Consider the following 17,691-nt stretch of genomic DNA (forward strand, 5'->3'; position numbering starts at 1 on the left):
GTAAGGAACCCGGCGCGCCCGCGCGAGCCGGGTGCCCGCGGGGCTCCTCCTGCGTCAGCGGGTGCCGCTGCCCGTGCGCCGCAGGGCACGCCCGGGGAGGGCGTCGGTGCGCGCGCCGGCGTCGACGACGGCGACGCCGTCGACGAGGACCAGGTCGATGCCCGTGGCCTGCTGCCGCGGCTCGGCGAACGTCGCGGTGTCCTGGACGGTGTCGGGGTCGAGCAGCACGAGGTCCGCGGCGTGGCCGGTGCGGACCAGGCCGCGGTCGACCAGCCGCAGGCGGGCCGCGGGGCGTCCGGTGAGGTGGTGCACGCAGTCCTCGAGGGACAGGACGCCGAGCTCGCGCACGTACCGCGCGAGGTAGCGGGGGAACGTGCCCCACGCGCGCGGGTGCGGGCGGCCGCCCACGAGGATCGCGTCCGAGCCGCCGCAGTGCGTGCGGTGCTGCATGATCGTGCGCACGTTCTCCTCGTGGCCCACGTGCTGCAGGATCGTGGTGCCGAGCCGGTCGGCCACGAGCTGCTCCACGAAGACGTCGCCCGGCGCGCGGCCCTCGTCGCGGGCGATCGCCTCCACGGTGCGTCCCACGCGCCCCGCCAGCGCCGGGTTCTGCACGCCGCTGATCTCGATGGTGTCCCACTCCGCGACACAGCCGTGGCAGCCGTCGGTGCCGACGTGCTCCAGCTCGTACACGATGCGCTCGCGGTCGGCGGGGTCGGCGAGCCGGGACAGCAGCGCGTCCGTGCCGCCCGAGAACGACCAGCTCGGCAGGATCGCGCTGAGCGTCGTCGAGCCCGGCAGGTACGGGTAGGTGTCGAGCGTGACGTCCACGCCGTCGTCCAGCGCCGCGTCGACCAGCGCGAGCAGCTCGCCCGCGCGGCCGCGGTTGGGGGCGAAGTTCATCGTCGCGTGCGTGAGGTGCAGCGCGCAGCCCGTGGCACGGGCCAGGTCGATCATCTCCGCGTACGCCTCGAGCGCGCCCTTCCCGTACGACCGGTGGTGCGGGCTGTAGTAGCCGTCGTGCGCGGCGACGACGCGCAGCAGCGCGGCGAGCTCGTCGTCGTCGGCGTACATGCCCGGCGTGTACGTGAGGCCGCTGCTCATGCCCAGCGCGCCCTCGCGCAGCCCCTGGGCCAGCAGCTCGCCCATCCGGGCGACCTCCGCGGGCGTCGCCGGGCGCTCGTCCGGCCCGACGACGAGGTGGCGCAGCGTGCCCTGCGGCACCAGGTAGGCGGCGTGGCAGGCGATGCCCCGGTCCAGGCGGTCCAGGTAGCCGGCCACCGACTCCCAGTCCCAGGCGAAACCCGGCGGGTCGTCGTTCCAGCCGGCGATCTGGGCGCGGATCGCGGTGCGGGTGCGCTCGTCCACCGGCGCGAACGACAGCCCGTCCTGGCCCAGCACCTCCAGCGTCACGCCCTGGCTCACCTTCGCCGTGTGGTCCGGGTTCGCGAGGATCTGCACGTCCGAGTGGGCGTGCATGTCGATGAAGCCCGGGGTGAGCGCGCGGCCTGCCGCGTCCACCGTGCGGTGCGCGCCGGCCGCCCGGGCGTCCGACCGCCCGGGGTCGACGGCGACGATGCGGCCGTCCGCCACGGCGACGTCGGCGACGACCCCCGGGGCGCCCGTGCCGTCGAGCACCAGCGCGTCGCGGACCAGCAGGTCGGCGGTCATGCTCCCCCTCAGAACCAGGTCCGCACCAGGTCGACGACGACCGGGTCGGCGGCGTCCGCGTCGTCCACCACCGGCACGAGCGTCCACTTGTCCATCGCCGTGCACGGGTGCGACAGGCCCAGGCGCAGCTCGTCGCCGATGCGCAGGTCGGCCCTGTCGGCACCGTCGGCCCTGTCGGCCCTGTCGGCACCGTCGGCACCGTCGGCACCGCCGTCGTGCGCGTCCCACCGCAGGAAGCCGTGCTGGTCGTTCAGTGCGGTGACCTGCACGCCCGCGACGGTCGCCGGCGCGTCCCCGGGCATGCGCGGGCGCCGCAGCTGCACCTCCGGCAGGCCCTCGTCGAACGGCAGGTCGCGCTTGCCGGCGTCGAACAGCGCCAGTCCCGGTTCCGGCCGCGAGCTCACGCGGACCCAGCCGTGCATCGCGCTGCGGAATCCCGGGCCGCCGGTGCGCGGCTCCTCCCCGAGCGGGGAGACGTGCCGGTAGAAGCCGTCGTCGTGCACCACGTAGGCGCCGCTGCGCAGCACCACCCGTGCCCCCGCCGCGACCAGCGGCGACAGCACCTCGTCCACGACGTCGAAGTAGGCGCTGCCGCCCGCCGTCACGACCGGCACCTCCACCTCGTACCGGCCGTCGGCGACCAGCCGCTCGTGCACCTCGACCAGGTCGCGCAGGTAGCCGCGCACCACGTCCCGGCTGCGGGTGTCGGAGTCGTGCGCGAGCGCGCCCTCGTACCCGCCGACGCCCGCCAGGCGCAGGTGCGGGGACGCGGCCACGCGCTCCGCCGTCGCCAGCGCGGTCTCCAGGTCCCGGGCGCCCGTCCGACCGCCGGCGCCGCCGCGCTCGACGAGGACGTCGAGGGGCGGGCGGGAACCGGCCGCGGCGGTGTGCGCCGCGAGCGCGTCGTGCATGAGGTCCACCGCGACCGGCGAGTCCGCCCAGACCAGCACCCGCAGCTCGCGGTCGGCGGCCAGCTCGTCCGCGATCCAGCGCAGCGCCAGGGGCGAGATCACGCTGTTCGCGACCAGCACCCGGCCGATGCCGAACTCGAGGGCCACGCCGAGCTGGAACGGGTTCGCGACGGTGATCGCCCAGGCGCCCGCGTCGACCTGCTCCGCCCACAGCCGCGGCGCCATCGTCGTCTTGCCGTGGGGGGCGAGGTCCAGCCCGCGCTCGGCGCACCAGTCGGCCATCACACGCAGGTTGGTGTCGAGCGCGGACCGGGACAGCGTGAGCAGCGGGGTCGGCAGCTGCGACAGGCGCGGGCGGCGCGCGCGGACCTCGGCGACGGACAGCCCCCAGAGCTCCGGCGGCACCGCCTTGTGGCGCGGGCCGACGCGCTCGTCGTCGAGGGCGGCGATCTTCTCGCGGTCGATCCGACAGGTGTCCACGGCTCCGGTACCGTCCATCGTCAGGCCTCCTCGTTCGCCGTCGACGGTGCGACGATGCCGTACCGCCTGCAGAAATGCACGCCAGGTCCGGGGAGGCCGCCCCACCCCGAAAGGACGAGCACATGGCCGAGCAGACCCCGAAGACCGCGATCTCCACCGACCAGGCCCCCGCCCCGGCGCACACGTTCCACCAGGGCGTCCGGGTCGGCGACCTGCTCCAGGTCTCCGGTCAGGGCCCCGTGGACCCCGCGACCGGCGAGTACCTCCACCCCGGGGACGTCGCCGCGCAGACCACGCGCACCCTGCAGAACGTCGAGGCGATCGTGCGCGCCGGCGGCGGCACCATGGCGGACGTCGTCATGCTGCGGGTCTACCTCACGACGCGCGACGACTTCGCCGCGATGAACGACGCCTACGGCGCGTTCCTCGGCGAGCGGCTCGGCCCGGACGCCGTGCTGCCGTCCCGCACCACGGTGATGGTCGGCCTGCCGCGCGAGGAGATGCTCGTCGAGATCGACGCGCTCGCCTACCTCGCCTGAGCGGCCCAGGCGGCCCGCTCAGCCGGCCGCCGAGGTCGCAGGCCGTCCCGGCGGGAGCGCCGGTCGGGCGAGGTCCGGCGTGGGCAGGAACGTCACCGGCACCTCGGGGACGACGTCGCGCAGCCAGTCGGCGAACAGGGCCATCCCCGCCTGCTCGGCCGGCACGTGCCCGGCCACGACCAGCCCCTTCGGTGCGCCCCGGCCGGTGGTGCCGAGGTGGGCGGCGTCCAGCGCGTACGACTGCGTCTCCCACTCGTGCGCCTCCCCCACGACGACGGCGTCCACGTCGTCCCGGCGCAGCACCGCACGGTTGCGCGCGAAGCCGCGGAAGCCCAGGTCCAGGCCCACGCGCCGCACCGGCTGGTCCGGGTCGCCGACATAGCGGGCCGTGCGCGCGCCGAGCGTCGTCGCGACGTGCGCGGCCAGCTCGCCCAGCGTCGTCGGGCCGACGTCGCACACCGACGCCCCGTCCGCGGCGGGGTCGAGCGACCAGCCCAGCGCACGGGCCGTGCCCTCGTCGACGCCGTCCGGGCGCCGGTCGTGCCAGGCGTCGTGCGCGCGCCACACCACGAGGCCGTGGTCGGCGACGAACGCGCGCTTGGCCGCGAGCACCGGGTCGCCCTCCGCCTCCAGGTCGGGGACGGCGGCGCCGGTGTGGTCGTAGTCGGCCGGCTCGTGCGTGACGACGACGTTGGCGCCCGCGGCGACCGCGCGCTCCAGCACCTCGAGCGAGGCGAGCGTCGTCACGGCGACTCCGCGCACCAGGGTGCCGGGGTCGCCCGCGACGAGGCCGTCGACCGTCGTCGACCGCGGCGACACCGCCAGCGCCGCCGCGGCGCGGGAGACCAGGCATGCGGCGGTGAGGGTCGGGTCGTGCGGGCGCGTCGTCACGGCGCCACGGTAACCGCCGGCCCCGACTCGTCCGGTCGGCACCTCGGGCGCAGTCCCTCAGGCCCGGTGGAGCAGCCCCGGGAGGCCGGTGACGTCGTCGAGCACGTGGTCGGGGCGCGGCAGGGACTCGTCGTCGGCCTGCCGTGCGAACTTGCCCGTGCGCACCAGCACCGTGCGGACACCGGCCGCGCGGCCCATCGCGACGTCCGACGAGCGGTCGTCGCCGACCACCCACGTGTGGTCGAGGGCCGGCGCCGGGCTGACGGTGCCGAGCGCGAGCCGCAGGAACTCCGTGCTCGGCTTGCCCAGCGTGCGGGCCGTCACCTCGGCGCCGTGCTCGATCGCCGCGACCACCGAGCCCGTGTCGAGCGCGGGCCGGCCGTCGCGCAGGAACCAGCGGCCGTGCTGCAGCGCCAGCAGCTCCGCGCCGTCCAGCACGGCGCGGAACGCGGCGTCGAGGGCTGGGTAGTCGAGCACGTCGTGCACGTCGCCGACCAGCACGTGCGTGGGGCCGTCGTCGGGGCCGACGACGTCGACACGCGCCGCGAGCTGGTCGCGGACGGCGGCGGTGGCGAGCACGTGCACCCGCGCGCCCGTGCCGGCGAGGTCCGCGGCCGCGGCGTCCACCGGGGTGAACAGCTCGTTCGGGTCCAGGCCGAGGCCCATCCCGCGCAGGCGCGCGACGATCGACGGCGAGTCCTGGGAGTCGGTGTTGGTCACGAAGCGGACGGCGTGGCCCGCGTCCCGCAGCGCGGTGACCGCGGCGTCCGCGCCAGGGACCAGGTGGTCGCCCTCGTACACCGTGCCCTGCAGGTCGAGCAGCACCGCGTGCCCGGTCACGGCCGCGCTCCCCCGGTCGTGACCGGCCCGGGTACCCGCAGCGCCCCGGCGAGCAGCAGGTCGCGGACCCGCGCCGCGACGTCGCTGGGCGACGCGGCGTCGTCCCGCACGACGGCGTCGTCCGCCGTGCCGTCGACCTCCGCGGCGAACGCGGCGTGCATCGTCCGCGTGGCGACCGGGTCGTCGAAGCCGTGCCCCGTGCGCGTGGCCACGCGGGCGAGGCACACGTCGACCGGCGGCAGCAGGACGGCGCGGTGCACGGCGGCACCCGCCTCCGCCGCGAGGGAGGCGAGGTCCCGGGCGGCGTCGGCGTGCAGGACGCCGTCGTAGACCACCCACGCGTCGGACCGCGCGAACTCGACGGTGGCGGCCATCGCCGCCCGCCCGGCGTGCGCGGTCTGCGGCGCCGCCTCCGGGAGCCACGGGTCGACGCCGCCGCACCGCCACCGGCCGAAGAACCAGTCCGCCTCGAGCAGCGCGGAAGGGTCGAGCAGGTCGGCCAGGGCCGCCCCGACGGCCGACTTCCCCGAGCCCGGCGGGCCCGTCACCACGACGACGTCTCCCACGGCGGCCTCAGAAGATCCCGCGGGCGCGGCGGCGCTCGCGCCACCGCCGCACCTCGCGCTCGACGTCGCGCGTCGGCGTCACGACCGGTGGACCGCCCAGGAGCTGGCGGCGGGCGTCGACGACCCGCGCGTTGAACTCCTCGACGGCCTCCCGGACGCGCCGTTCCTCGGGCTCGCGGTCGAGCGTGTCGTCCAGCTCGGCGTCGTCGCGGCGCAGCTGCGCGGCCGGCAGGACACCGGTGATCTGCTCGCGCTCCACGAGGTTCTTGAGCCACCAGTCCGGGTCGTGCGTGCCGCGCAGCCCGGGGATCGGCTTGCCCTGCAGCGGGAGGTCGTCGAACTCGCCGCGACGGATGGCCTGGTCGACGACGGTGTCCACCCACAGGGCGCGGTCGTCCATGCGGCGGCGGGGCTGCGCGGCGGCGGGCTCCGCGTCGCCGGCCTCCCCGCCCGCGTCGCGTGCCTCCGCCGCGATCTCGCGGTCCACCTGGTACTGGGCGGCCCGGCGAGCCGGGTCGCGCTGGTCGTCGCGGCGGCGTCGGAACATCGGCATTCCTCTCGGGTCGTCTGCGTCCAGACTAGGCGTGGACCGGCCGGCCACGGCCGACCGCGACCCGGCATGATGGCCGTATGAAGGTCTCGCGCCGCAGCCACGTGCCGCCGTTCGCCGTCATGCAGGTGCTGGCGGAGGCCAACGGGCGTCGAGCCGCCGGGCACGACGTGCTCAACCTGTGCGCGGGCGAGCCGTCCACGGGGGCGTCGGACGTCGTGCGGGAGAAGGCGGCGGAGCTGCTGCGCACCGCCGACCTCGGCTACACCGAGTCGATGGGGGTGCCCGCGCTGCGGCGGGAGATCGCCGGGCACTACCGCCGCTGGTACGACGTCGAGGTGGACCCGGCACGCATCGCGGTGACGACCGGGTCGAGCGGTGGGTTCCTGCTCGCGTTCCTCGCCGCGTTCGACGTCGGCGACCGGGTGGCGCTCGCCCGGCCGGGGTACCCGGCGTACAAGAACATCCTCGCCGCGCTGGGGTGCGAGGTGGTGGAGCTCGACTGCGGTCCGGACACCCGCTACCAGCCCACCGTCTCCCAGCTCATGGAGGCCTACTACGAGGGCGGGCTGGACGGGCTGGTCGTCGCGTCCCCCGCCAACCCGACGGGCACGATGCTGCCGCCCGCCGAGCTGGCCGCCCTGGCGCGCTGGTGCGAGGAGCACGAGGTCCGCCTGATCAGCGACGAGATCTACCACGGGATCGCCTACTCCGCTGACGTACAACAGGCCACTGCCGCGATGTACACCGACGCCGGGGCGGTGGTGGTGAACTCGTTCTCCAAGTACTGGGCCATGACCGGCTGGCGTCTGGGCTGGCTCGTGCTGCCCGACGAGCTGGTCGGTCCCGTCGACGCGCTCGCCGGCAACGTCGCGCTGTCGCCGCCGGCGCTGGCGCAGCACGCCGGGGTCGCGGCCTTCTCCCCCGCCGGCTACGCCGCCGCGGCCGAGAACGTCGCCCGGTACGCGGCGTCGCGTGCCGCCCTGCTCGACCGGGTGGAAGAGCTCGGGTGGCGCCCCGTCGCGCCCGCGGACGGCGCGTTTTACCTGTACGGGAACGTGTCCGGGTTCCGCGACGCCGTCGGCGGCGACTCGGTGGCCTACTGCCGGCGCCTGCTCGCCGAGGCCGACGTCGCGATCACCCCCGGCGCCGACTTCGACACCGTGTCCGGCGGCGACTGGGTGCGCCTCTCCTTCGCCGCCGCGCCCGACGTCGTCTCCCGCGCCGTCGACCGCATCGTCGCCTGGCACCGCACCCTCTGACGGCGAGGTAGTTCCGGTCCCCGCGAGGTGGTGCGTGAAGGGCCGGTCGTGGGTGCGAGGCACGGCGTCGTGCGGGAGGCTCGCACTACCTCGGCAGGACCGGAACTACCTCGGCAGGACCGGAACTACCTCGGCGGGAGCGGGACTTCCTCACGGACGGAGGACGGATGATCCGACTGGTGACGGCGAACGTCCAGCACGCTCTCGTGGACGGGGAGCGGGTGGACCTCGACCGGCTCGGGACGGCGCTCGCCGCGCTGGACGCCGACGTCGTGGCGCTCCAGGAGGTGGACCACGGCCAGGCGCGGTCCGACGGCGAGGCGCAGGCGTACCGGATCGCCGGGGCGCTCGGGATGCCGGAGCACCGCTTCGTCCCCGCGGTCCGGGGGGCGCTCGACCCCGCCTGGCGTCGCCGCCGCGCCCCGCGCTCCGCCGAGGGCGACGACGGCCGCCTGCCCGCCCCGGCCGGCTACGGCATCGCGCTGCTGAGCCGCCACCCGGTGCGCGCCTGGCGCGCCATGCGACTGCCCGGTCTCAACCTTCCGGGCGTGCCGCCGCTCGGCGTCGACGAGCCGCGCGTGGCCGTCGCGGCCGCCGTTACGACCCCCGACGGCCCGCTGACCGTCGTCGCCACGCACCTGTCCAAGAGCGAGCCGTGGAAGGCCGCGCAGCTGCGGCGGCTGCGGCAGCGGGTGCGGCACGCGCCGCGCCCGCTGGTGCTGCTGGGGGACCTCAACACCCGCGGCGACCTGCCGGCCCGGCGCACGGGCTGGCGCGAGCTCGTGCACGTTCCGACGTACCCGCGCATGCGGCCCTGGATCCGCATCGACCACGTCCTGGTAGACGGCCCGGTGACGGCCACCGGCGTCGCGAGGGCCGTGGACCTCGGCGTGAGCGACCATCGCGCGGTCGTCGTCGACGTCGCGCTCGGCGGGGAGCCGGCATGACGGACCAGCCGACCGGGGGCGTCCCGGACCGCGGGCACGGCCGCCCGGAGACGCCGGAGCAGCGCTCGGACCGGAACTGGAACGAGCTGCTGCAGGAGCTGCGCGTCATGCAGACGGGCGTGCAGATCCTCACCGGCTTCCTGCTGATCCTGCCGTTCCAGAGCCGGTTCGGGGACCTGGACGACTATCAGCGCACGGTGTACCTGGTGCTCGTGCTCGTGTGCGTCGCGACGACAGGGCTCCTCGTCGCCCCGGTCGCGCTGCACCGGGCGCTGTTCCGCCAGCACCTCAAGCGCTCGGTGGTGACCGGGGGCGACCGGATGGCGCGAGCCGGGCTGGTGCTGCTCGCGATCGCGCTCGCGGGCACCGCGGAGCTCGTGTTCGACGTCGTCGTGGGCCGCGCCGCGGGGATCGTCGTGGGCGCCACGTCGGCCGTCGTGCTGCTGGGCCTGTGGGCGGTGGTCCCCGCGTTCGTGCGGCACCGCGGGCGCTGACGGGAGGCCGTCACCACCCGCGGCGACGACGCCGTCAGGCGGCGAGGTCGACGCGCTCCTGGCGGGGCAGCTCGGCGACGTCGGCCACGTCGGACGCCTCGGTCGCGGCGTCGAGCCGGGCCTCGGTGCCGAGGGCGCCGGCGGTCGCGTCGGCGGACCCGTCGACGACGGTGACGGCGTGCGGCTCGGCGGTCGCCTGCAGCGCGGCGAGCTGTGCGGCGGCCGCCCGCTCGGCGCGGCGGGCCCGGGCGATCGTGCGCATCGCCGCGGCGCCGATGACGACGGCGGCGACGTTCGACAGCGCGGACGGCCAGATGCCGTTCACGATCGCGATGACGAGCATCACGGACGCGCCGGCGACGTTGGACAGCTGGAACGGGAGCGAGTCGGCGGTCCAGCGGCCCTTGCTCACCATGCCGTAGGCGAGGACGACGGCGATGGCGCCGACCCAGCCGAGGGCGGTAATCACGGTCAGCAGGGAGATCGTCATGACGGGCACCTCCGGGGGGTCGGGTGGCACACCTGTGCCACGGAAAGGTCGAGCTGAGAATGTGGGGGACGCCGTTCCCGAGAGCCGGGAACCGGAGAGCTCCGGCCGCGTCGAAACGATTCTGCAGCACGATCTGCGTTCAGCACAATCAAATCCTTCTCCGACCGGCAGTTAGTATTCCTACATGGCTACAGACCCACGGAGACTTGCCTTCCTCCTTGCCGTGCACCGTGCCGGGGGCGTGCTCGCGGCAGCAGATCTTCTGCATGTCACCCCGTCCGCGGTGTCCCAGCAGATCGCCCGCCTGGAGGCCGAGGAGGGCATCGCCGTCCTCGACCGCGGGCCGCGTGGCGTCACCCTCACCGCCGCGGGCCGTGTGCTGGCCGAGGCGGGCGAGCGGATCGAGGCCGAGCTGCTCGAGGCGCGCCAGGCGATCGCCGGGCTCGGCGAGGGCGTGAGCGGCACGGTCGTCCTGGGCGCCTTCCAGACCGCGATCCGGGCCGTCGTGGCCCCGATGCTGCTCGACCTGGCCGAGCAGTACCCGGCGGTCGAGGTGGACGTGCGCGAGCATGAGCCGGCCGAGGCGGTCCGCATGCTGCGCGCCGGCGACCTCGACGTCATCCTTCTCGAGCGCGACGCCGACATGGACTCCCCCGCTCCCCGCGGCGTGCACGACGTCCCGCTGGTCGACGAGCCGTGGTGCGTCGTCGTGCCCGCCGGGCTGCCCATGCCCGAGCGCCTCGACGACCTGGCGAACCTGCAGTGGGTGGGCGCCGAGGCGGACACGGCGTCCGACCGCGCGCTGCGCCGTCTGGCCCGCACGCTCGGCACGACCGTCAGCCAGCGGCACCGGTTCTTCGACTTCGACACCGCGCTCTCGCTCGTCGCGGCGAACCAGGGCGTGGCCATGCTGCCCGCGCTCGCCCTGCAGGGCGGGGACGTGCCGGAGGGCGTCGAGGTCGCGCGGCTCGCGGGCCTCGGCACGCGCCGCATCGTGGCGCGGCACCGCGCGACCCGGCACGAGCCGGGCCCGGCCGTGCGCGCGGTCGTCGACGCGATGGTCGAGGTCACCCGCGACCTCGAGCTCGGCTGAGGGCCGTCCTGCCGGCCAGGTCGCGCGGACGACGTCGCAGGTCGCCGCGCGTCCGGCCGTCTCCGCTCCTACCATCGCGTCATGGGTGAGAGCACGCCGGGCACGCTCCCGGCGGACGGGACGGGACGGGAGCCGACACCCCTGTCGGACCGGACGCTCGGCGTCGCGCGGCGGCTGTGGGGCCTGACGTACCTGCGCGCGCTGCTCTACCTGGTGGCGGGCGTGGTGCTCTTCGCGAACCCCGACCAGGGGCTCACCTGGGTGCGGTGGCTGATCGGGCTGGTGATCGTCGCGCAGGGCGTGCTGCTCACGGTCGAGGGCGCGCCGACGAAGCGCTCGGGCCGGCGCCGGGGCGAGGGCGACGAGGTGAGCTGGCGTCTGCTGGCGGGCGTGGTGAGCATCGGCGCCGGTCTCGTCATCCTGCTGTGGCCGTCCATGTCGGGGCCGGTGATGGTGCTGGTCGTGGCGGTGTGGGCGTGCGCGGCGGGGGTGGCGGGCGTGATCGGTGCGCTGCGCGGGCGCGCGCTGCGCACCACGTCGTGGGACTGGCAGCTCGTCAACGCGGTGCTGTGGATCGTGCTGGGCGTCGTGATGCTCGCCCGGCCCAGCACGAGCGTGGCGACCGCCGCCCAGCTGCTCGCGCTCTACCTGCTCATGGCGGGTGCCGTGCTGGTGGTGGGCGCGTTCTCGGCCGGCACCCGCGCCCACGACGCCCGCAAGGCCCGCGACGGCGGCACGGCCGGGTAGGATCGGCCGCGTCACACCGCAGCCCTGGCTGCCCACAACGCGGCCGCACCCCCGGGTGCGGTTGCCACATAGCCGCTCGAACCGCGACGGGAGAGCTCGTGCCGGGCCCGCAGGGACCGGCCGGCGCCGAAGGAGCAACCCTCCCCGGGAATCTCTCAGGCACCCGTACCGTCACGGCGAGGCAACTCTGGAAAGCGGCCCTGTCCCGTCCTCGTGGCGGGCGTGGGCCCACCGACGGTGCAAGTCGGCGCGCCCCGTCGCCGTCGTAGGTCACGTCTGCGACGACGCCCTGGCGGACCGGCAAAACTCTCAGGTCGACGCACGGCGTCCGATGACAGAGCGGGGAGGACCTGCCAGTCCCCCGCCTGCCCGGCCCGACCCTCGGAGCTTCGACGTGACCACCCTCCCGGACGACTCGCTCACCCTCACCGGCGTCGACCCCGACGTGTTCGCCGACCGGCACGTGGGCCCGCGCGGCCGCGAGGTCGCCACGATGCTCGACACCCTCGGCCACGCGTCCCTCGACGCCCTGGTGGACGCAGCCGTCCCCGCGTCGATCCGCACGGACCGCCCGCTGGACCTGCCGGCCGCCCGCTCGGAGGCCGAGGTGCTCGCCCACCTGCGCGACCTCGCCGGCAAGAACCAGGTCAAGCGCCAGATGATCGGCCTGGGCTACTACGGCACCACCACTCCCCCGGTGATCCGCCGCAACGTGCTCGAGTCCCCCGCCTGGTACACCGCGTACACGCCGTACCAGCCCGAGATCTCGCAGGGCCGCCTCGAGGCGCTGCTCAACTTCCAGCAGGCGGTCGAGGACCTCACGGGTCTCGGGATCGCCGGGGCGTCGCTGCTCGACGAGGCCACGGCCGTCGCCGAGGCGGTCGCCCTCATGTGGCGGGCCTCGCGGGCGAAGAGCGGGTACGTCGTCCTCGACGCCGACCTGTTCCCCCAGAGCCTGTCGGTCACGCGCGGCCGCGCGGAGGCCATCGGGCTGCCCGTCGTGGTGGTCGGTCTCGACGACGGCCTCACGGCCGGGCTGGACGCGTTCGTCGCCGCGGGCGGCACGCTGCCCGACGGCGACCTGGTCGGCGTCGTGGTGCAGCAGGCGGGCGCGTCGGGCCGCGTGCTGGACGCGCGCGGCGTGGTCGCGGAGGCCAAGGAGCGCGGGGCGCTCGTCACGGTGGCCGCGGACCTCCTGGCGCTCACGATCCTGACGTCGCCGGGCGAGCTGGGCGCGGACGTCTCGGTCGGCTCGGCCCAGCGCTTCGGGGTGCCCCTGTTCTACGGCGGCCCGCACGCGGCCTTCATGGCGGTCCGCAAGGGCCTGGAGCGCCAGCTCCCCGGCCGCCTCGTCGGCGTCTCCACCGACGCCGACGGCGCCACGGGCCTGCGCCTGGCCCTGGCCACCCGCGAGCAGCACATCCGCCGCGAGAAGGCCACGAGCAACATCTGCACCGCGCAGGCCCTGCTCGCCATCGTCGCCTCGATGTACGCCGTCTACCACGGCCCCGACGGCCTCCGCGCGATCGCGGAGCGCACCCACGCCCGCGCCGCCGCCGTCGCGGCAGGCCTCCGCGCCGCCGGGATCGCCGTCGAGCACGACATCTTCTTCGACACCGTCCGCGCCGTCGTCCCCGGCCAGGCGGAGCGCATCGTGGCAGCAGCCGCCGACGCCGGCTACAACCTGTACAAGGCCGACGCCGACCATGTACAGATTGCCTGCGACGAGACCACCACCTCCGACGACGTCGCTGCGGTCCTCGCCGCCTTCGCCGCCGTGCTGGGCGACGGCAACACGGTGCAGGAAGCGGGGAGGTCGGCAACCCCTCGCGCGGACGTAGACCTTCCCGAAGTGGAGGGCGCCCAGGCGCCCGTGAACGCGTCCGCGCGAGGGGTTGCCGACCTCCCCGCGGCCGTGACCAGGAGCACGCCGTACCTCCAGCACCCCATCTTCCACATCCACCGCAGCGAGACGTCCATGCTCCGCTACCTGCGGTCCCTCAGCGACAAGGACCTGGCGCTGGACCGCACGATGATCCCGCTGGGCTCGTGCACGATGAAGCTGAACGCGACGGCGGAGATGGAGGCGATCAGCTGGCCGGGGTTCGCGGACATCCACCCGTACGTGCCGGCTGACCAGGCGCTGGGCTACGCGGAGTTGGTGTCGACGCTGGAGGCTCAGCTCGCGGAGATCACGGGGTACGCGGGCGTGTCGGTGCAGCCGAACGCGGGCTCGCAGGGGGAGTTCGCGGGGCTGCTGGCGATCAAGGGGTACCACCGCTCGCGGGGCGAGGAGCACCGCGACATCGTGCTGATCCCGGCGTCGGCGCACGGGACGAACGCGGCGTCGGCGGCGCTGGCCGGGTTGCGGGTCGTGGTCGTGGCGACGGCGGACGACGGCGAGATCCAGCTGGACGACCTGCGCGCGAAGCTGGACCAGCACGGCCCGCAGGTGGCCGGGATCATGATCACGTACCCGTCGACGCACGGCGTCTACGAGGAGCACGTGCGCGAGGTCTGCGATCTTGTACATGAAGCCGGTGGCCAGGTGTACATCGACGGCGCGAACCTCAACGCGCTGGTCGGGCTCGCGCGCCCGGGGGAGTTCGGCGGGGACGTCTCGCACCTCAACCTGCACAAGACGTTCTGCATCCCGCACGGCGGCGGCGGCCCGGGCGTGGGCCCGGTCGCGGTGGCGGCGCACCTGGTGCCGTTCCTGCCGGCCGACCCGACGCCGGGCACCGACGCGCAGGACGGCATCGCGCCGGTGAGCGCGGCGCCGCACGGGTCGGCGGGCATCCTGCCGATCTCGTACGCCTACCTGGCCCTGATGGGCCCGGACGGGCTGACGGAGGCGTCGAAGGCCGCCGTCCTCACCGCGAACTACGTCGCGAAGCGGCTGGACCCGTACTTCCCGGTGCTCTACACGGGGGAGAACGGCCTCGTGGCGCACGAGTGCATCCTCGACCTGCGGCCGATGACCGCCGAGACGGGGGTCACGGCGGAGGACGTGGCCAAGCGCCTCATCGACTACGGCTTCCACGCGCCGACGATGTCGTTCCCGGTGGCGGGCACGCTCATGGTGGAGCCCACCGAGAGCGAGGACCTCGCGGAGCTCGACCGCTTCGTCGACGCGATGATCGCCATCCGCGGCGAGATCGACCGGGTCGCGGCGGGGGAGTGGACCGTGGACGACAACCCGCTGCGCCACGCGCCGCACACCGCGGCGAGCGTCGTCGCCGACGAGTGGGCGCACCCATACTCCCGCGAGCTGGCCGCCTTCCCGCTGCCCAGCCTGCGGGGCGCGAAGTACTGGTCACCCGTGCGCCGCATCGACGGGGCCAAGGGCGACCGCAACCTCGTGTGCGCCTGCCCGCCGCTGGAGTCCTACGCGGAGCCGATCGCCCACTGACCGCTGTGAGCGCGATTTCGGGGACAATTCCGCCCCGAATTGTCCCCGAAATCGCGCTCACAACACCGAAGGGAGCCTCGATGGCCGAGGACCAGCAGGAGACGCAGGACAAGACCACGCCGCTGCACGACGAGCACGTCGCGCTGGGTGCCAGCCTCACCGGCTTCGGCGGCTGGCTGATGCCCCTGCGGTACACCTCCGACCTGGCGGAGCACCGCGCGGTGCGCGAGGCCGCCGGCCTGTTCGACCTGTCGCACATGGGGGAGATCCACCTCGAGGGTGCCCAGTCCGGCGCCGCGCTCGACGCCGCGCTGGTGGGCGCCGCCAGCGCCATCGGGGTCGGCCGAGCGCGGTACGCGATGATCTGCGCCGAGGACGGCTCGGTGCTCGACGACCTCATCGTGTACCGCCTGGCCGACGAGCACTTCCTGGTCGTCGCGAACGCCGGCAACGCGCCGCGCGTGGCGGCCGAGCTGGTGGCGCGGTCGGCCGCGTTCGACACGGTGGTCACGGACCGCTCGGCGGAGACCGCGCTCGTCGCGGTGCAGGGCCCGCGGGCCGAGGAGATCGTCGCGTCGCTGACCGCCGACGGCGACGTCGACACGGTGCGCGGCATGCGGTACTACGCCTCCGCCCGGGCCACGGTGGCGGGGGTCGGCGTGCTCGTGGCCCGCACGGGCTACACCGGCGAGGACGGGTTCGAGCTCTTCGCGCCGGCCGACCGCGCGGTGGAGCTCTGGCGCGCGCTGCTCGCGGCGGGGGAGCCCTTCGGCCTCGTCCCGGCCGGCCTGTCGGCCCGCGACTCCCTGCGGCTCGAGGCGGGCATGCCGCTCTACGGGCACGAGCTGGACGAGACGACCACGCCGTACGAGGCGGGCCTCGGCCGCGTGGTGAAGCTCGACAAGACCGACGCCGACGGCGCCCCGCTGCCGTTCGTCGGGCGCGACGCGCTCGCGTCGCGCGCCCACAGCGCGCCCGCGCGTGTCCTCGTCGGCCTCCGCGGGGAGGGGCGTCGTCCCGCCCGCGCGGGGTACGACGTCGTGCAGCGGGGTCTGGACGGCGCCGCGGGCGCGGTCGTCGGCCAGGTGACGTCGGGCGCGCCGTCGCCGACGCTCGGGTACCCGGTCGCGATGGCGTACGTGACGCCCGAGGTGTCCGCCGAGGGCACCGAGCTCGCCGTCGACGTGCGGGGCCGCGCCGAGCCGTTCGTCGTCGTGGCGCTGCCCTTTTACCAGCGGTCGTAGGACGATCGTCCTGACCTCGCCCTCAGCCCGACCGCCGTCATAGCACGCAGAACCCCCCGAAGGAGCAGTCCCCATGGCCGACTTCCCCGAGAACCTCCGCTACTCAGCCGAGCACGAGTGGGTGGACGACGCGTCGCCCGCGACGATCGGCGTCACGTCCGTGGCCGCCGACGCGCTGGGCGACGTCGTCTACCTCGAGCTGCCGGAGGTGGGCGCGGCGATCGAGGCGGGCGCCGTCGTCGGCGAGATCGAGTCCACCAAGTCGGTCTCGGAGCTGTACTCGCCCGTGAGCGGCACCGTGGTGGAGGTCAACCAGGCGGCCGTGGACGACCCGGCCGTGGTGAACTCCGACCCCTTCGGCGCCGGCTGGCTGTTCAAGGTGGACGTGACCTCCCGCGGGGCGCTGCTGACGGCCGAGGAGTACGCCGCCCAGGCGGGCTGACGCCGTCCCGGGCGTCGTGACCGAATCGTGACCATCGGGTCCAGAATGGGTCGATTGCCCGGGAATACCGCGCTGACCTGCGACGACACGGCCGGCCGCGCCTCGCACGAGGTCGCGGCCGGCCGTCGTCGTCCCGGCGCGGCAACAAAGTGCTGTGTTCTGCGTCATGACGCGGGCCCGTCCGCATCTTCTTCCATGACGGCTTCCCCTGGTCGACCTTCGGTCGGCGGCCGTCGACGGAGGAAGAGCGATGAGCACGATCGAGATGACCCCGGTGACGAACCGTCTGTTGACGCGACGCGAGCGGGTGGTTCTGTCCAACCTGTCCGAGGACGTGACCCTCGAGCAGATCGCGACCAAGCTGTTCGTCACCCGGAACACGGTGAAGTCGCAGGTGCGTAGCGTGTACCGCAAGATCGGCGTCTCGAACCGCGCCGAGGCCGTCGCATGGGCGCGGCAGGCCGGGTTCGGCGTCAGCTGACGCAGTTGCAGGATGCGTGCCCCGCTCGACGGCAGGGGAGGCCGTCGGTGCGGGGCTCTCGCATGTCCGGGCACCGGTCACCGCACGGTTCCGGCGGGGTCCGGGTGGCAGACTCGCGACCATGACAGCACGCCGTCTCGTGGTCGCCGCCGCGATCGTCGACGACCTCGACCGCCCGGGGCGCCTGCTCGCCGCGCGGCGGAGCCGGCCCGAGCACCTCGTGGGCAGGTGGGAGTTCCCCGGCGGCAAGGTGGACCCGGGGGAGACGCCCGTGCAGGCCCTGCACCGCGAGCTCCGCGAGGAGCTGGGCGTGCGGGTGGAGCTCGGCGACGAGCTGCCCGGACCGGACGACGACGGTGGCTGGATCATCACCGACCGGCACGTGCTGCGGCTGTGGCTGGCGGTCGTCGTCGACGGCGAGCCGCGGCCCCTCGTCGAGCACGACGACCTGCGCTGGCTGGGTCGCGACCACCTGCATTCCGTCGACTGGCTCGACGGCGACGTGCGCATCGTGGAGGCGCTGGAGCGGGTGCTGGTCGACCCGGTCGACGCCACCCGCTGACGCCACGCACCCCCGCGACCGGCACCCGCCGACGCCCGGTGGGGTCCGGGCGCCCTCGCCGTGTCGTAC

At 74.9% G+C, this 17,691-nt stretch carries 18 protein-coding genes and 1 riboswitch; of the genes, 11 read left to right on the forward strand and 7 right to left on the reverse strand.

Going from position 1 to position 17,691, the window contains the following annotated elements:
* Positions 1–54: 54 nt before the first annotated feature.
* Both ACH436_RS14770 and ACH436_RS14775 read right to left on the reverse strand, forming a co-directional pair.
* Positions 55–1,671 carry an amidohydrolase family protein gene (locus ACH436_RS14770; RefSeq protein WP_430560942.1) on the reverse strand — a complete coding sequence of 539 codons (1,617 nt, stop codon included), beginning with the start codon at positions 1,669–1,671 and terminating at the stop codon, positions 55–57.
* A gap of 8 nt (positions 1,672–1,679) precedes the next feature.
* Complete coding sequence (locus ACH436_RS14775) at positions 1,680–3,080, reverse strand: amino acid deaminase (protein ID WP_430560943.1); 1,401 nt, start codon at positions 3,078–3,080, stop codon at positions 1,680–1,682.
* A 104-nt stretch (positions 3,081–3,184) separates the two neighbouring features.
* On the opposite strand from ACH436_RS14775, the gene ACH436_RS14780 reads away from it, so the two are divergent.
* Positions 3,185–3,601: a RidA family protein gene (locus tag ACH436_RS14780; RefSeq protein WP_430560944.1), complete on the forward strand. Its 417-nt coding sequence runs from the start codon at positions 3,185–3,187 to the stop codon at positions 3,599–3,601.
* A gap of 18 nt (positions 3,602–3,619) precedes the next feature.
* Here the strand turns inward: ACH436_RS14780 and ACH436_RS14785 are convergent, their stop codons facing one another.
* Genes ACH436_RS14785 through ACH436_RS14800 form a run of 4 tightly spaced genes read right to left on the reverse strand, consistent with a single transcriptional unit; the run spans position 3,620 to position 6,445 of the window.
* Positions 3,620–4,492 (reverse strand): Nif3-like dinuclear metal center hexameric protein, encoded by an 873-nt coding sequence (locus ACH436_RS14785; protein ID WP_430560945.1) that lies wholly within the window; start codon positions 4,490–4,492, stop codon positions 3,620–3,622.
* A 57-nt stretch (positions 4,493–4,549) separates the two neighbouring features.
* Positions 4,550–5,332, reverse strand: coding sequence for an HAD-IIA family hydrolase (locus ACH436_RS14790; RefSeq protein ID WP_430560946.1), 783 nt, complete (start codon positions 5,330–5,332; stop codon positions 4,550–4,552).
* Positions 5,329–5,898: an AAA family ATPase gene (locus tag ACH436_RS14795; protein ID WP_430560947.1), complete on the reverse strand. Its 570-nt coding sequence runs from the start codon at positions 5,896–5,898 to the stop codon at positions 5,329–5,331. The genes ACH436_RS14790 and ACH436_RS14795 overlap by 4 nt, the downstream gene beginning before the upstream one ends.
* Positions 5,899–5,905: 7 nt before the next feature.
* Entirely contained in the window at positions 5,906–6,445 is a 540-nt protein-coding gene (locus ACH436_RS14800; RefSeq protein ID WP_430560948.1) for a DUF1992 domain-containing protein, read from the reverse strand.
* 83 nt (positions 6,446–6,528) lie between these two features.
* On the opposite strand from ACH436_RS14800, the gene ACH436_RS14805 reads away from it, so the two are divergent.
* The 3 genes from ACH436_RS14805 (at position 6,529) to ACH436_RS14815 (ending at position 9,151) form a co-directional block, all read left to right on the forward strand.
* Positions 6,529–7,710 carry an aminotransferase class I/II-fold pyridoxal phosphate-dependent enzyme gene (locus ACH436_RS14805; RefSeq protein WP_430560949.1) on the forward strand — a complete coding sequence of 394 codons (1,182 nt, stop codon included), beginning with the start codon at positions 6,529–6,531 and terminating at the stop codon, positions 7,708–7,710.
* Positions 7,711–7,877: 167 nt separating this feature from the next.
* Positions 7,878–8,657, forward strand: a complete 780-nt coding sequence (locus tag ACH436_RS14810) for an endonuclease/exonuclease/phosphatase family protein (RefSeq protein ID WP_430560950.1) — start codon at positions 7,878–7,880, stop codon at positions 8,655–8,657.
* Positions 8,654–9,151: a DUF6328 family protein gene (locus ACH436_RS14815; RefSeq protein WP_430560951.1), complete on the forward strand. Its 498-nt coding sequence runs from the start codon at positions 8,654–8,656 to the stop codon at positions 9,149–9,151. The genes ACH436_RS14810 and ACH436_RS14815 overlap by 4 nt, the downstream gene beginning before the upstream one ends.
* Before the next feature lie 34 nt (positions 9,152–9,185).
* On the opposite strand, the gene ACH436_RS14820 is transcribed toward ACH436_RS14815, so the two are convergent.
* Positions 9,186–9,641, reverse strand: a complete 456-nt coding sequence (locus tag ACH436_RS14820) for a hypothetical protein (RefSeq protein WP_430560952.1) — start codon at positions 9,639–9,641, stop codon at positions 9,186–9,188.
* 184 nt (positions 9,642–9,825) lie between these two features.
* Between ACH436_RS14820 and ACH436_RS14825 the strand changes: the two genes are divergently transcribed.
* The 7 genes from ACH436_RS14825 (at position 9,826) to ACH436_RS14855 (ending at position 17,622) form a co-directional block, all read left to right on the forward strand.
* Positions 9,826–10,734, forward strand: coding sequence for a LysR family transcriptional regulator (locus ACH436_RS14825; RefSeq protein WP_430560953.1), 909 nt, complete (start codon positions 9,826–9,828; stop codon positions 10,732–10,734).
* Positions 10,735–10,815: 81 nt separating this feature from the next.
* Complete coding sequence (locus ACH436_RS14830; RefSeq protein ID WP_430560954.1) at positions 10,816–11,481, forward strand: HdeD family acid-resistance protein; 666 nt, start codon at positions 10,816–10,818, stop codon at positions 11,479–11,481.
* Between the two features lie 77 nt (positions 11,482–11,558).
* Positions 11,559–11,662: riboswitch (glycine riboswitch) on the forward strand.
* A 312-nt stretch (positions 11,663–11,974) separates the two neighbouring features.
* Positions 11,975–14,893, forward strand: coding sequence for an aminomethyl-transferring glycine dehydrogenase (gcvP, locus tag ACH436_RS14835; protein WP_430561032.1), 2,919 nt, complete (start codon positions 11,975–11,977; stop codon positions 14,891–14,893).
* Between the two features lie 80 nt (positions 14,894–14,973).
* Positions 14,974–16,137 carry a glycine cleavage system aminomethyltransferase GcvT gene (gene gcvT / locus ACH436_RS14840; protein WP_430560955.1) on the forward strand — a complete coding sequence of 388 codons (1,164 nt, stop codon included), beginning with the start codon at positions 14,974–14,976 and terminating at the stop codon, positions 16,135–16,137.
* Between the two features lie 73 nt (positions 16,138–16,210).
* Positions 16,211–16,579: a glycine cleavage system protein GcvH gene (gene gcvH / locus ACH436_RS14845; RefSeq protein ID WP_430560956.1), complete on the forward strand. Its 369-nt coding sequence runs from the start codon at positions 16,211–16,213 to the stop codon at positions 16,577–16,579.
* A 250-nt stretch (positions 16,580–16,829) separates the two neighbouring features.
* Positions 16,830–17,060 (forward strand): LuxR C-terminal-related transcriptional regulator, encoded by a 231-nt coding sequence (locus ACH436_RS14850; RefSeq protein ID WP_430560957.1) that lies wholly within the window; start codon positions 16,830–16,832, stop codon positions 17,058–17,060.
* A gap of 121 nt (positions 17,061–17,181) precedes the next feature.
* Positions 17,182–17,622, forward strand: coding sequence for a (deoxy)nucleoside triphosphate pyrophosphohydrolase (locus tag ACH436_RS14855; protein WP_430560958.1), 441 nt, complete (start codon positions 17,182–17,184; stop codon positions 17,620–17,622).
* Positions 17,623–17,691 lie beyond the last annotated feature (69 nt).

The organism is Isoptericola sp. NPDC019693, from assembly GCF_044389085.1.
Taxonomy (GTDB): domain Bacteria; phylum Actinomycetota; class Actinomycetes; order Actinomycetales; family Cellulomonadaceae; genus Isoptericola.